General features: G+C 69.1%; 14 protein-coding genes, 3 tRNA genes and 1 pseudogene. 11 read left to right on the forward strand and 7 right to left on the reverse strand.

Translation table 11 applies throughout. The annotated features are described in order from the left end of the window. Window positions 1–2: 2 nt before the first annotated feature. The 3 genes from QT17_RS07980 to QT17_RS07990 are packed head-to-tail and all read left to right on the forward strand — an operon-like array spanning window position 3 to window position 2,975. The gene (locus QT17_RS07980; protein ID WP_039458789.1) at window positions 3–1,589 is read left to right on the forward strand and encodes an alpha-amylase family glycosyl hydrolase; all 1,587 of its coding nucleotides are present in this window, start codon (window positions 3–5) and stop codon (window positions 1,587–1,589) included. Between the two features lie 4 nt (window positions 1,590–1,593). Then, complete coding sequence (locus tag QT17_RS07985) at window positions 1,594–2,235, forward strand: class I SAM-dependent methyltransferase (protein ID WP_039458790.1); 642 nt, start codon at window positions 1,594–1,596, stop codon at window positions 2,233–2,235. Then, entirely contained in the window at window positions 2,226–2,975 is a 750-nt protein-coding gene (locus QT17_RS07990; RefSeq protein ID WP_039458792.1) for a YkoF family thiamine/hydroxymethylpyrimidine-binding protein, read from the forward strand. The genes QT17_RS07985 and QT17_RS07990 overlap by 10 nt, the downstream gene beginning before the upstream one ends. Window positions 2,976–2,995: 20 nt before the next feature. Here QT17_RS07990 and QT17_RS07995 read toward each other — a convergent pair. Next, window positions 2,996–3,083 (reverse strand) — tRNA-Leu (locus QT17_RS07995). After that, complete coding sequence (gene lnt / locus QT17_RS13340; protein WP_081995795.1) at window positions 3,062–4,390, reverse strand: apolipoprotein N-acyltransferase; 1,329 nt, start codon at window positions 4,388–4,390, stop codon at window positions 3,062–3,064. Before lnt ends, QT17_RS07995 begins: the two co-directional genes overlap by 22 nt. Window positions 4,391–4,450: 60 nt before the next feature. Here lnt and QT17_RS14430 point away from each other — a divergent pair. Beyond that, window positions 4,451–4,966: pseudogene (locus QT17_RS14430) on the forward strand (metallophosphoesterase); the annotation flags it as partial. 9 nt (window positions 4,967–4,975) lie between these two features. Here QT17_RS14430 and queG read toward each other — a convergent pair. Beyond that, entirely contained in the window at window positions 4,976–6,208 is a 1,233-nt protein-coding gene (gene queG / locus QT17_RS08015; RefSeq protein WP_039458803.1) for a tRNA epoxyqueuosine(34) reductase QueG, read from the reverse strand. 23 nt (window positions 6,209–6,231) lie between these two features. Here queG and QT17_RS08020 point away from each other — a divergent pair, with 23 nt between their 5' ends. The 4 genes from QT17_RS08020 to QT17_RS08035 are packed head-to-tail and all read left to right on the forward strand — an operon-like array spanning window position 6,232 to window position 8,933. Further along, on the forward strand, window positions 6,232–7,236 hold the full coding sequence (locus QT17_RS08020) for a homoserine dehydrogenase (RefSeq protein ID WP_039458805.1): 1,005 nt from the start codon (window positions 6,232–6,234) through the stop codon (window positions 7,234–7,236). 24 nt (window positions 7,237–7,260) lie between these two features. After that, window positions 7,261–8,316, forward strand: coding sequence for a threonine synthase (thrC, locus tag QT17_RS08025; protein ID WP_039458806.1), 1,056 nt, complete (start codon window positions 7,261–7,263; stop codon window positions 8,314–8,316). 9 nt (window positions 8,317–8,325) lie between these two features. After that, window positions 8,326–8,640 (forward strand): hypothetical protein, encoded by a 315-nt coding sequence (locus QT17_RS08030; protein WP_039458808.1) that lies wholly within the window; start codon window positions 8,326–8,328, stop codon window positions 8,638–8,640. Continuing rightward, window positions 8,637–8,933: a hypothetical protein gene (locus tag QT17_RS08035; RefSeq protein WP_039458809.1), complete on the forward strand. Its 297-nt coding sequence runs from the start codon at window positions 8,637–8,639 to the stop codon at window positions 8,931–8,933. The genes QT17_RS08030 and QT17_RS08035 overlap by 4 nt, the downstream gene beginning before the upstream one ends. Here QT17_RS08035 and QT17_RS08040 read toward each other — a convergent pair. After that, window positions 8,906–9,244 (reverse strand): hypothetical protein, encoded by a 339-nt coding sequence (locus QT17_RS08040; protein WP_039458810.1) that lies wholly within the window; start codon window positions 9,242–9,244, stop codon window positions 8,906–8,908. The two genes, QT17_RS08035 and QT17_RS08040, sit on opposite strands and share 28 nt — an antisense overlap. After that, window positions 9,237–10,667: an ATP cone domain-containing protein gene (locus QT17_RS08045; RefSeq protein ID WP_039458812.1), complete on the reverse strand. Its 1,431-nt coding sequence runs from the start codon at window positions 10,665–10,667 to the stop codon at window positions 9,237–9,239. Before QT17_RS08045 ends, QT17_RS08040 begins: the two co-directional genes overlap by 8 nt. A gap of 83 nt (window positions 10,668–10,750) precedes the next feature. Here QT17_RS08045 and QT17_RS08050 point away from each other — a divergent pair. The 3 genes from QT17_RS08050 to QT17_RS08060 all read left to right on the forward strand — a co-directional run bounded on the left by QT17_RS08050 (window position 10,751) and on the right by QT17_RS08060 (window position 11,371). Further along, a tRNA-Cys gene (locus tag QT17_RS08050) sits at window positions 10,751–10,825 on the forward strand. Between the two features lie 7 nt (window positions 10,826–10,832). Further along, a tRNA-Val gene (locus QT17_RS08055) sits at window positions 10,833–10,909 on the forward strand. A 72-nt stretch (window positions 10,910–10,981) separates the two neighbouring features. Further along, the gene (locus QT17_RS08060; protein WP_039458813.1) at window positions 10,982–11,371 is read left to right on the forward strand and encodes an NADH-quinone oxidoreductase subunit 15; all 390 of its coding nucleotides are present in this window, start codon (window positions 10,982–10,984) and stop codon (window positions 11,369–11,371) included. Here QT17_RS08060 and QT17_RS08065 read toward each other — a convergent pair. Both QT17_RS08065 and hemW read right to left on the reverse strand, forming a co-directional pair. Beyond that, on the reverse strand, window positions 11,368–11,766 hold the full coding sequence (locus tag QT17_RS08065) for a PaaI family thioesterase (RefSeq protein WP_039458814.1): 399 nt from the start codon (window positions 11,764–11,766) through the stop codon (window positions 11,368–11,370). The genes QT17_RS08060 and QT17_RS08065 overlap by 4 nt on opposite strands. A gap of 28 nt (window positions 11,767–11,794) precedes the next feature. Next, complete coding sequence (gene hemW / locus QT17_RS08070) at window positions 11,795–12,913, reverse strand: radical SAM family heme chaperone HemW (protein WP_039458816.1); 1,119 nt, start codon at window positions 12,911–12,913, stop codon at window positions 11,795–11,797. Between the last annotated feature and the right edge of the window lie 2 nt (window positions 12,914–12,915).

Below are 12,915 nucleotides of genomic sequence, written 5' to 3' on the forward strand. Positions count from 1 at the left end.
GCATGTGGTGGAAAGAGGCGGTGATCTACCAGGTTTACCCCCGGAGCTTTCAGGACACGGACGGCGATGGCATCGGGGATCTGGAGGGCGTGAGGCGGCGGCTTCCCTACCTCAAGTCCCTGGGGGTGGAGGCCATCTGGCTTTCTCCCTTCTACAAAAGCCCCATGCGGGACTTCGGCTACGATGTGGCCGACCACTGCCAGGTGGATCCCATCTTCGGGAGCCTTCAGGACTTTGACCGCCTCCTGCAGGAGGCCCACGCCCTGGGGATTAGGGTCCTCGTTGACCTGGTGCCCAACCACACCTCCAACGAGCACCCGTGGTTCTTGGAGTCCCGCGCCTCCCGGAATAGCCCCAAGCGGGACTGGTACGTCTGGGCTGACCCTGCCCCGGATGGGGGCCCCCCCAACAACTGGCAGAGCTTTTTCGGTGGCCCCGCCTGGACCCTGGACGAGGCCACGGGCCAGTATTACCTCCACCAGTTCCTCCCGGAGCAGCCCGACCTCAACTGGCGCAACCCCGAGGTGCGGGAGGCCATCTACGAGGTGATGCGCTTTTGGCTCCGGCGGGGAGTGGATGGGTTCCGGGTGGACACCCTTTGGCTTTTGGCCGAGGACCTCCTCCTGCGGGACGAGCCCGGCAATCCCGACTGGCGCCCGGGCATGTGGGACCGGGGGCGGCACCTCCACCTCTACACCGAGGACCAGCCGGAGACCTACGCCTACGTGCGGGAGATGCGCTACGTGCTGGACGAGTTTTCCACCCCGGGGCGGGAGCGGATCATGGTGGGGGAGATCTACCTGCCCTATCCCCAGCTGGTGCGCTACTACCAGGCGGGTTGCCACCTGCCCTTCAACTTCCACCTGATCTTCCGGGGCCTTCCCGACTGGCGCCCTGAGAACATCGCCCGCATCGTGGAGGAGTACGAGAGCCTCCTCAGGCCCGCGGACTGGCCCAACTGGGTCCTCGGCAACCACGACCAGCCCCGCCTCGCCTCCCGCCTGGGGGAGGCCCAGGCCAGGGTGGCGGCCATGCTCCTCTTCACCCTGCGGGGCACCCCCACCTGGTACTACGGGGACGAGCTCGCCCTCCCCAACGGGGAGATCCCCCCCGAGAAGGTGCAGGACCCGGCCGCTTTAAGGCAAAAGGGGCGCAAGGGGGAGCATGGCCTTCCCCCGGGCCGCGACCCCGAGCGCACCCCCATGCCCTGGGACGACTCCCCCTACGCCGGTTTTTCCACCACGGAGCCCTGGCTTCCCCTGAACCCCGACTGGAAGACCCGAAACGTGGCCGCCCAGGAAAAGGACCCCCGCTCCATGCTCCACCTGGTGCGCCGCCTCATCGCCTTAAGGAAGGACCCGGAGCTCCTCTATGGGGCCTACCGCACCTACGTCGCCCAAGGGGGCGTTTACGCCTACCTGAGGGGGGAGGGTTGGATCGTGGCCCTGAACTTCACGGACAAGGAGCGGGCCCTGGTCCTGCCTCGAGGGGGGCGGGTGGTCCTCTCCACCCACCTGGACCGGGAAGAAGGGGTGGGGGAGCGCCTTCTCCTGCGCCCGGACGAGGGCGTGGTCCTCCGGTTAGACTGAGGGCGTGGAGGATCCCTTCCAGGGCTTGGCGGAGGCCTACGAGGCTTGGTACGAGACCCCTTTGGGGGCCTACGCCATTGCCGAGGAGGAGCGGGCGCTATGGGCCTTTCTTCCCCCTGGGGAAAGTCTCCTGGAGGTGGGGGCGGGGACGGGCTACTGGCTCAGGCGCCTTCCCTACCCCAGGAAGGTGGGGGTGGAGCCCTCGGCGGCCATGCGCCGGGTGGGGATGCGGCGGACCGCCGGGGTGGAGTGGGTGGCCGCCCATGGGGAGGCCTTGCCCTTTCCCGACGGGGCCTTTGACGTGGTCCTCCTCTTCACCACCCTGGAGTTCGTGGTGGACGTAGAGCGGGCCCTGGCCGAGGCCAGGCGGGTCCTGAGGCGGGGCGGGGCCCTGGTGGTGGGGATCCTCGAGGCCCTCTCCCCTTGGGCTGCCTTCTACCGCCGCCTGGGGGAAAGGGGGGTCCGCCCCTGGACCCACGCCCGCTTCCTCGCCCGGGAGGACCTGTTGGCCCTCCTGGGCCCCCCCGAGGCGGAAGGGGGGGTGGTCCACCTGGCCCCGGAGGCCGAACCCCCTTACGCGGAGGCGGACCGGGCAGGGCGGCGGGCAGGGAACCGCCCTGCCCTATACTTGGGGAGGTGGCGGTGAAGGCCCTCTTTGCCCTCTACCCCCTTCTCCAGGGGGACTACCGCGCGGTGGAGAAGGCCCTGCAGGCCTTAGAGGGAAGCGGGGTGGACCACCGGGTCTTCCCCACCCATACGGAGCTTTCCGGGGAGGAGGACAAGGTTTTCGCGGCCCTGCGGGAGGCCTTCCGGAGGGCGGCGGAGGAGGGGGCTGTGGTCTTGTGGGCCCTCCTCACCAACGCCTGCGAGGCCCGGGACCCCTTCCGCCAGGAGGAGCGGCTTCGCCGCTTTCCCCCTTTGGCCATCGCCCAAAAGGCCCTGGAGGGCATGGAGGCCAAAAGCGCCCTGGACATCGGCACCGGCACCGGGGTCTTCGCCGAGGCCTTCGCCCGGCTTGGGCTTTTCGCCGTGGGCCTGGACCCGCGGGCGGACCGCCTGGAGGTGGCCCGGGCCAAGGTGAAGGGGGCGCGGTTCGTGGAGGGAAGGGCGGAAAGCCTTCCCTTTCCCGAGGGGAGCTTTGACCTGGCCTTCTTCGGCCTCTCCCTCCACCACCTAGACCCCCTTCCCGCCCTAAGGGAGGCGGCGAGGGTGGCCCGGCGGGTGGCGGTGCTGGAGTGGCCCCACCGGGAGGAGGCGGTGGGCCCCCCCTTGGCCCGGCGCCTCTCCCCGGAGGCCCTGGAGGACCTCTTCCGCCGGGCTTTGGGAAGCCCGCCCCGCCTCCACCTGGAGGCGGATTGGGTGTTGGCCTTGTGGGAAAAGGACTAAAGGCCCCTTGGGGGGGCCTTTGGTGCCGGGGGCGGGACTCGAACCCGCACGCCCTCATCGGGCAACAGATTTTGAGTCTGCCGCGTCTACCTGTTCCGCCACCCCGGCAGACGCACCCTAAGGATAAGGCCAAGGAGGAAAATGGTCAACGCCAGGGCCACCGCCCAATCCCCAAGGCGTACGTAAGGGGTTTTGCCCTCCTTAAGGGCGTAAGGGGCGAGGAGGAAGCCCTCCTGGTGCGGGGGGATGGCCGCCACCACCCGGCCGAAGGGGTCCACGCTGGCGGTGACGCCGTCGTTCCCCGCCCTTAGGAGCCAAAGGCCCGTTTCCACCGCCCTAAGCCTTCCCATGGCGAAGTGCTGCCTGCCGCCGAAGGAGGGGCCGTACCAGGCGTCGTTGGTGAGGAGAACGAGGACCTTAGCCCCCTCCCGGGCGAGGGCCAGGGCCACGGAGGGGAAGGCGGACTCGTAGCAGATGAAGACCCCATAAGGCCCCAAGGGGGCCACCCGCTTCCCGGGGGTGCGGTCGGCCAGCTCCCCCAGGCCGAAGGCGCGGAAGAAGAAGCCGTAGGCCCCACCCAGAACTTCCCGGAAGGGGAACCGCTCCCCGAAGGGGACCAGCCGGGTCTTGTCGTAGTGGGCCAGGATCCCTCCCCCTTGGTAGAGCACCGCCCGGTTGGGGCCGAAGAGGTTGAGCCCGGTGAGGAGGGGGCGGCCTTGGAGGAGGGCGTCCACGGAAGGAGGGATGCGCCACACCGCGGTTTCCGGCCAGACGATGAGGTCCGCCCCCTTTTGGGCGAGGCCTTCTCCCGTGAGGCGGAGGTAAACGCTTTCGTCCAACTCCCCTTGAGGATCCCACAAGGGGTTGAGGTTGCCCTGGACCAGGAGGGCTTTTTGCGTCCCCGCCACCTTGGGCAAGGGCAAAAACCAAAGGAGGGCCCAGGGGAGGAGGGCCCATAGGTGCCTCCGGGCAAGCCCGTAGGCGGCGAGGAGGACCAGGAGGGAGAGGAAATAGACCCCGCCCAGGCTCGCCAGGACCCGGCCCGGGGCTTCCACCAGGGCGTAGCCCAAAAACCCCCAGGGGAAGGCCAGCTCCCCTTGCTCCGTGAGCCACTCCAGCACCACCCACCCCCCCACCCGCATGAGGGGCGAGGGGGTGAGGGCGAAGAGGAGGCCGAAGGAAAGGGCCTTCACCAGGACCAGGGGCAAAAAGGGAAGCGCCCCCAGGGGGCCGAAGAGGCTGGCGAAGCTTTGGGGAAGCCAGAGGAGGTGGAGACCCCAGAACCCCACCCCGGCCAGGAAGCCTTCCCGGAAGCCCCCCCGGAGCAGGAAGGCTAAGGGCAAGGGGGCCAGAAAGCCCAAGGGGAAGGGGGGGAGGGTAAGGGCGAGGGCAAGGCCCAGGAGGAAGGGGCGCACCCTTCCACCATAAGGTTCGTTTGTGAGATTGACCAGGCGGGGCTATGGCAGAATGGTCCCATGCGCCTCGGGGTTCTTTCCGATATCCACGCCAACCTGCCCGCCCTCGAGGCCGCCCTGGAGGCCCTAAGGGCCGAGGGGGTGGACGAGGTTTTGGTCCTGGGGGACATGGTGGGCTACGGGCCCCATCCAAGGCAGGTGGTGCGCCGCCTCATGCAGGAGGGGTTTCCCGCCATCGCCGGGGCCTGGGACCTAAGGGTGGCCTATCCCGTGGATGGCGCCGTTCCCGAGGGCCTGGGCAAAGCTACCTTGGCCTGGACGCGAAGCCAGCTGGGGGAAAGGGAGCTCGCCTACCTCCGCTCCCTGCGCCTTTCCCACCGGAGGACCTATGGGGCGACCCGCCTCGTGGCCTTCCACGGCAAGCCGGGCCGCCCGGAGGAGCACCTGGACCTCCTGGGCCCGGCCCGGGAGTTCTTAGCCCTCCTGGAGCGCTTTAGCGCCAAGGTCCTCCTTTTGGGCGGGCGCCACCTGCCCCTCGCCCGGCGGGTGGGGGCGGGGCTCGTGGCGGACCCCGGGAGCGTGGGGCTAAGCCTCTCTGGGGAATCCGGGGCCGACGCCCTCCTCCTGGACACGGACACCCTCGAGGCCCGCTTCCTCAAGGTCCCCTACGACCTGGGCCCCGTCCTCTTTGACCTCCGGGCCTGGGGCCTGCCCCCCGCCCTGGAAAAGGTCTACCGCACCGGGCGCTTCCACTAGGGCTTGGGCGTCCCGCCGCACCTCGGGGTCGGGGTCTTTGAAGAAGCCCTCTATGGGCCTTCCCGCCCGGAAGAGGGCGTGGAGGGCGGTGCGGCGCACCAGGGGGCTTGGGTCCAGCGCCGCCTCCGCCATGAGGTCTTCCCCCAGGCCCAGGTTGGAGAGGACGATGAGGGCGTTGCGGGCCAGCCGGGGCCTTCCCGCCCGCAGGAAGGCGGTTCCGGCGTACTTCCTTTGGAAGGCCCGGTGGGAGAGGCGGAAGAAGTCCCAAAGGTCCGGGTGGGCCAGCTCGGGCTCCGGGCGGAAGCCGGGCCACGCCCTTCCGAACCGCTCCCAGGGGCAGGCCTCCCCGCAGAGGTCGCAGCCGAAGAGCCAGTCCCCGATCCCGGGCCAGAGGGAGGGGGGAATGAAGCCCTTGTGCTCAATGGTCAGGTAGCTCACGCAAAGCCGGGCGTCCAGGGTGCCGTCCCCCAGGAGGGCCCCCGTGGGGCAGGCGGGAAGGCAGCGGGCGCAGCGGCCGCAGCGGTTGGGGTGGAGGGGCGGGGGCTCCACCTCCAAGGAGGTGAGGAGGACGGCCAAGAAGGCGTGGACCCCAAAGGCCTGGGAGAGGAAGTAGCCGCTTCTGCCGATCCAGCCCGCCCCCGAGCAGGCGGCTAAGGTGCGCTCGGAAAGGGGCCCGTGGTCCACGTACCCCTTGGCCCACACCCCAAGGTCCTCCGCCACCGCCTCGAGGCGCCCAAGCTCCTCCCCCAAAGCGAGGTGGTAGTCCCGCGTCCAGGCATAGCGGGCCACCCGGCCCACCCGGAGGCCCCCTGGGGGCTTCCCGGGGTCAGGGTAGGCGTAGGGGGCGAAGAGGAGGAGGGCGCTTCGGGCCTCGGGAAAGCGGCGCCGGGGGTCAAAGCGCTCCTCCACCCGCCGTTCCAAGTAGGCCATCCCCCCGTGCCGGCCCCCTTCCAGCCAGGCCTGGAAGCGGGCCTTGGCCGCTTCCGAAGGCGAAAGGGGAGCCCAGGCCACCCCCAGGCCCCGCGCCCGGGCCGCCTCCTCCAGAAGGGCCTTGGCCTCCACCCCCTTAGCCTATAATCCCTTCCATGGAACGGCTCAACCTCGCCCTCCTTGGGGGCGGCACCGTGGGAAGCGCCTTTTACGCCTTGGTCCAGGAGCGGCGGGAGGAGCTGGCCGCCTTGGGCTTCGCTCCCCGCTTCCTGGGGGTCTTGGTGCGGCACCCCAAGAAGCCGAGGGCCATCCCGGAAGAACTCCTCCGGGTGGAGCCCTTTGACCTTTTGGAAGCCGACGTGGTGGTGGAGGCCCTCGGGGGGGTGGAGGCGCCCCTAAAGCTCCTCCTCCCCGCCCTGGAGGCGGGCGTTCCCCTCATCACCGCCAACAAGGCCCTCCTGGCGGAGGCCTGGGAGGCCCTCCGCCCCTTCGCCGAGGAGGGCCTCATCTACCACGAGGCCAGCGTCATGGCGGGCACCCCCGCCCTCTCCTTTGTGGAAACCCTTAGGGGAAGCGAGGTCCTGGAGCTCCACGGCATCCTGAACGGCACCACCCTTTACATCCTCCAGGAGATGGAAAAGGGGCGCACCTACGCCGAGGCCCTGGCCGAGGCCCAGCGCCTGGGCTACGCCGAGGCCGACCCCACCTTGGACGTGGAGGGAATAGACGCCGCCCACAAGCTCACCCTCCTGGCCCGCCTCCTGGTGGACCCCGCCTTCCCCTTTGGGGCGGTGGAGGCCCGGGGCATCGCCCGCCTCACCCCTGGGCTCCTCCAGGAGGCGGCGGCCCAGGGCAAGCGGGTGCGCCTCCTGGCAAGCCTCTACGGGGAAGGGGGAAGGTGGCGGGCAAGGGTGGCCCCAAGCCTCCTTCCCCTGGACCACCCCTTAGCCCAAGCCCGGGGGAACGCCCTTTGGGTGAAGACCCGGCCCCTGGGGGAGGTCTTTGTCACCGGCCCCGGGGCGGGGGGCGGGGCCACGGCCAGCGGGCTCTTCGCCGACCTCCTCCGCCTCCTTTCCGGGGCCCCGGGGCACCTGCCCGCCCCCCGGGCCAAGCCGCCCTTGGCGGAGGGGAGCCCCTTTCCCGAGGTCTTGACCCGGTAGCCTCCTCCCTGGGAGCATATCCCCATGCGCCTTCCCCTCATTGAGCGCTACCGGGCCCACCTGCCCGTCTCGGAGAAGACGCCGGTGATCAGCCTCCTGGAGGGCTCCACCCCCCTAGTTCCCCTCAAGGGCCCCAAGGAGGCCCGGGAGCGGGGCATCCAGCTTTTCGCCAAGTACGAGGGCCTAAACCCCACGGGAAGCTTCAAGGACCGGGGCATGACCCTGGCGGTGGCCAAGGCGGTGGAGGCGGGGGCGGAGGCCATCGCCTGCGCCAGCACCGGGAACACCGCCGCCTCGGCCGCCGCCTACGCCGCCCGGGCGGGGATTAAGGCCATCGTGGTCCTGCCCGCGGGGTACGTGGCCTTGGGCAAGGTGGCCCAGAGCCTGGTCCACGGGGCCCGCATCGTCCAGGTGGAGGGCAACTTTGACGCGGCCCTCCGCCTCACCCGGGAGCTCACGGAGCGCTACCCCGTGGCCCTGGTGAACTCCGTGAACCCCTTCCGGCTGGAGGGCCAGAAGACCCTGGCCTTTGAGGTGGTGGACGAGCTTGGGGATGCCCCCCACTACCACGCCCTTCCCGTGGGCAACGCTGGGAACATCACCGCCCACTGGCAGGGGTATAAGGAATACCGCGCCCTGGGCAAGGCCAAAAAGCTTCCCAAGATGCTGGGCTTCCAGGCGGCGGGGGCGGCCCCCTTGGTCCTGGGCCGGCCGGTGGAGAAGCCCGAGACCCTGGCCACCGCCATCCGCATCGGCAACCCGGCGAGCTGGCAGGGGGCGGTGCGGGCCAAGGAGGAGTCGGGAGGGGTCATAGAGGCGGTGACGGACGAGGAGATCCTGGCCGCCTACCGCTACCTGGCGGAGGAGGAGGGCCTATTCTGCGAGCCGGCCAGCGCCGCGGCCATGGCCGGGGTGTGGAAGCTCCTTCGGGAAGGCCGCCTAGAGCCGGGAAGCACCGTGGTCCTCACCCTCACCGGCCACGGCCTCAAGGACCCCGCCACCGCGGAGCGGGTGGCCCGGCTTGACCCCCCGGTGCCCGCCCGCCTCGAGGCGGTGGCGAAAGCCGCGGGCCTTTGGTAGGCTTCGGGTATGCCGGAGGCCAAGCGCGCGCGCAAAAAGGTGCCGGAGCCCTTCCCCGGGGCCTACTACCTGGCGGGGGCCATCACCATCGCCCTCATGCTCCTCTTCCTGGCCCTGGGGGCGAGCCTGCCCCCGGGGGTGGCGGGGTTTTTGGTGGCCTTCATCCTGGGCCTCACCGTGAACCCCAAGTACGTGCCCTACTTCCTGGCGGCGGGGGTGTTCTCGGCGGTGATGGGCTTTTTGGGGCGGGAGCCGCAGGTGGCCTGGGGTGGGGTGGCCCTGGCCCTCTCCCAGCTTTTGGTCCGCCGCCTCGTCCGGGAATGAACCCCACCCGCCTCTCCCAGTCCTTGGCCCTTTTGGGCGTGGCCCTTTACGTCTACTTTCTCCTCCTGCGCCCGAACCAGGAGGGGATGGCCCTGGCCGTGGGCCTCTTCGTGGGCACCATGGGGGTGGCGTACGGGGAAAAGCCCTTCCCCGTGCCCTTCTTCCTGGGGCTTTACGGGGTGCTTTTCCTCCTCCAGCTCCTCTTTGGCCACCCTTGGCCTTTCCTCCTGGGGGGGCTTTTGGGGGTGGGGCTTCCTTACCTCCTTTACCGCTTGCGGAAGCCCGCTAGGTAAAGGAGGCTTCCCAGGAGCATCCCCTCCCCCAAGGTGGGGAGGTAGAGGAGGAACTCCCGCACATCCAGCCGCAGGTAGAGGAGGAGGGGCCAGGGGGTGAGGGCCCAGGCCAGGTCCGGCCTCCCGTAGCCCGCCGCCAGGAAGAGCCCCGCCCCAAGGCCCCGGAGGTAGGCAAGCCAGCCCGAGCCCAGCTCGTTTTGGTAGACGAAGAAGAGCAGGTTTAGCCAGATTCCCAAAACCCAAAGGGGCAGGCGCCTTTCCAGGCGGAAGGCCAGGGCCAGGAGCACGGCGAAGGCCAAAGCCTCAAGCACGGCCCACCTCCGCTTGGCCCCGGGCCTCGAGGTAGGCCACCAGCACCTCAAAGGCCTTTTCCACCGCCTCGTCCAGGTCCTCCCCGGGGATGGTGGGGACGCCCTCCTCCTGGGCCCAGCGGAGGAGGTGGTCTTGGATGAGGCGGATCTCGGCGAAGTGGGCCAAGTACTTGCCCTTGGGCCGAGCGTGGCCCGTTTCCTTGTCCCGCAGGTGGAAGCGGTCTTGGTGGAGCTTTTCGTCCTGCAAATAGACCAGCATGGGCACGGTGAGGACCCGGTCCTGGTAGGGATGTTCCAGGTAGCGTGGCACCACGTGCACCCCTTCCAAGACGATGGAGGTGCCCTCCAAGGCGCTCCTTTCCTGGATGGCCCTAAGGCCCACCGCCACCCGGGCCACCTGGTCCAGGAAGCCCCTCAGGACCCTGGCCTCGTGGCTTTCCTGGGAAAGCTCGGGCATGAGGGCCTTCCAGGCCTCAAAGGTGGAAAGGTGCAGGGTGGGGAGGAGGTCTTTGGACAAGGAGGCGCGGAAGACCTCCCGCACGGCGTCCGAGGGGACGATGTGGGTGATGCCCAGGCGGTAGGCCAAGGCCGAGGCCAGGACGCTTTTGCCCACCCCCGTCACCCCCCCAATAAGGATGTGCACCGGGCGGGCGCTCCGGCGTAGGTGCCTTAGGAGGAGGTAACGCCGGGCCACCTCCTCCCCCGCTTCCTTGAGCAAGGCTTGGTAGACCCGTTCCCGGAGCTCCGGGCGCCGGATGACCTGGATGCCCGCCCGCCTAAGCGTTCCTTCAATCTCCCGGGCCAGGCGGTAGGCTTGCTCGGGGGAAAGGCCGATGCCCATGAGGGACTGGGCCAGGATGCCCTTGGAAAAGGGCATGCGGGGTTCACCGCCCTCTTCCTCTACAAAAAGCTCCCCGGCGAAGGCCCGCCGCTCCAGGTAGCGCCGTTTGGCCGCCTGGCCCTTGATCCGGCCCACCTCCTGCGCCACCACCTCCTCCAGGCGGCGGGCGGAGATCTGCTTAATGCCCTCATCCCGCAGGCGTTCTTCCACCCTTTTGGCAAGCTCGTGGGCTTCCTTGAGGGAAAGCCCCGCCTCCTCCAGGCTTCGCGCCAGAAGCCCCTTAGAGAAGGGGCGGCGCCGATGGCCCGCCAGGACCAGGATCTCCTCAAAGGGGAGGGTCTTGCGGGCCAGGGTCTCCGCCGCCTCCTGGCCCAGGACCTTGGCCACTTCCTCCAAAAACACCTGGCGGAGGCGACGGGGGGTCACCTCTTTATAGCCTTCCGCCTTGAGCCGCTCCTCCACCGTGTGGGCCAGGGCCTGGGCGGCCTCGAGGGGCACTCCCAAGGGCAGGAGCGCCTCCACCAATAGCCCCTTGGAGAAGGGCCACCGCCCCCGCTTGAGGCGCACGAAGACCTCGCTCATTGCCTGGCATCATAACACCTTTCCCTTGGTTATGGGCTTTCTTGACACTCCTCCTGGCCTCGTGCTAAGCTACCTTACGGCTTGGCGCCGTAGCCAAGTGGTAAGGCAGAGGTCTGCAAAACCTCCATTCGCCGGTTCGAATCCGGCCGGCGCCTCCAAAAGCGCGGGCGCGTAGCTCAGGTGGCCAGAGCACTACCTTGACACGGTAGGGGTCGGTGGTTCAAGTCCACTCGCGCCCACCAGGCCAAACCCCTGGGGCAACCCGGGGGTTTTCCCTTGGGCGCTTGCGGAGGGCTTCGGGGTATACTCGGGCCATGAGCGCCGCTCACGAACGCGAGCTATACCAGGCTTGGGTGGAGCTCCTTTCCTGGATGCGGGAGTACGCCGAGGAAAAGGGGGTTCGCTTTGAAAAGGAGGCGGACTTTCCCGATTTCATCTACCGCATGGAAAGGCCCTATGACCTTCCTACCACCATCATGACGGCCTCCCTCTCCGACGCCTTGGGGGAGCCCTTCCTCTTGGCCGACGTTTCCCCCCGGCACGCCAAGCTCAAGCGCATCGGCCTTCGCCTGCCCCGGGCCCACATCCACCTCCACGCCCACTACGAGCCCGGCAAGGGCCTGGTGACGGGGAAGATCCCCCTCACCAAGGAGCGCTTCTTCGCCCTGGCGGACCGGGCCCGGGAAGCCCTGGCCCTGGCCTAGACCTGGCTGATGGTCCCCTGGGCCAGGGCGATGAGCTGTGGCTCAGGCTCCTCGCTGTAGGCCTCCCCTTGCACCACGGCGAGGCGCTTGCCGGCATGGACCACCCGGCCCACGGCCCGAAGCCTTCCCCCCTTGGCGGGGCGGAGGAAGTTCACCTTGAACTCCACGGTGAGGACCTGGGGGCCCAGGGCAAGCCCGCCGGCGAAGGTGAGGGCGTTATCCAAGAGGGCGCTGATGACCCCGCCGTGGACCACCCCGAGGTGCTGGTAGAACTCGGGCCGCACCTTCAGGGCGAACTCCACCATCCCCACCTCCACCCGCACCACCTCCGCCCCCAGGTGCTGGGTGAAGGGCTGGGCTTGGGCCACCTGTTCCGCCAAGGCCTTTAGGTCCATGGGCCACCTCCTTAGACTTGGTCAAAGTTTAGCCCGCCCCTGCGTGGTCTTCAAGGGCTTCCCAGAGGGCGAGGATGACCGGATGGAGGAGGGAAAAGGTCTTTGGGGTGGGGCGGAGCCGCGTGCCCTCCAGCTGGAGGAGCCCCGCTTCGGCCAGCTCCTGGGCTTTTCCCCTGAGGAGGGGGAAGAGGGAAAGGCCGCTTCGCGCCTCCACCTCGGCCAGGTCCACCCCCTCCTTCAGCCTTAGGCCCAGCATGAGGCTTTCCTTGGCGTGCTCCAGGGGGGAGATGGCCTCCTCCTTGGGGGCTTCCCCGGCGAGCCAGCGGGGGAGGGGGGGGTTGGTGCGCCGCAGGGCGTAAGCCGGGCCCTCCCCCGGGTACTGCCCCGTGGCGGCGGGCCCCAGGGCGAGCCACAAGCCGGCCCGCCAGTAGACCAGGTTGTGCTGGGCCTCTTCCCCCTTGCGGGCGAAGTTGGAGACCTCGTAGCGCTCTAGGCCCGCTTCCCCAAGGATGGCCTCGGCCCGCTCCATGGCCCAGGCCTCCCGCTCGGGGTCCTCCTTTAGGCCGAGAAGGGCGAAGGGGGTTCCCTCCTCCACCTGCAAGGTGTAGGCGGACACGTGCCCCACGCCTAAGGAGGCTGCCTCCTTTAAGTCTTTTTCCACCTCCTGCATGGGCAGGCCCAGGATGAGGTCTAGGGAGACGCGAAAGCCCGCTTCTAGGGCCATCTCCACCGCCCTTAGGGCACCCTTGCGGCCGTGGGCCCGCCCGAGAAAGCGGAGGACCGCCTCCTGGAAGCTCTGCACCCCTAAGGAGAGGCGGTTCACCCCAAGCTCCTTTAGGAGCCGAAGGCGGGCGGGGTTCAGGGTGCCGGGGTTGGCCTCGAGGGTCACCTCCGCCCCTTCCGCCAGGGGCCAGGGGAGGGCCTGGAAGAGGGCCACCAGCTCCCGGTCCCGCAGGTAGCTCGGGGTGCCCCCGCCCAGGTAGAGGGTCTTGAGGGGATGGGGGTAGCGGGCGTGGAGGAGGGCGGCTTCCTCCCTTAGGCGCTTCAGGTAGGCCTCCACCCACCCGGGCCCCCGGCGCACCACGTGGAAGTCGCAGTAGGGGCAGAGGGTGGGGCAGAAGGGGACGTGGACGTAGAGGCTCGTCAACC

The organism is Thermus sp. 2.9 (genome assembly GCF_000794385.1).
In the GTDB taxonomy this organism is placed as follows: domain Bacteria; phylum Deinococcota; class Deinococci; order Deinococcales; family Thermaceae; genus Thermus; species Thermus thalpophilus.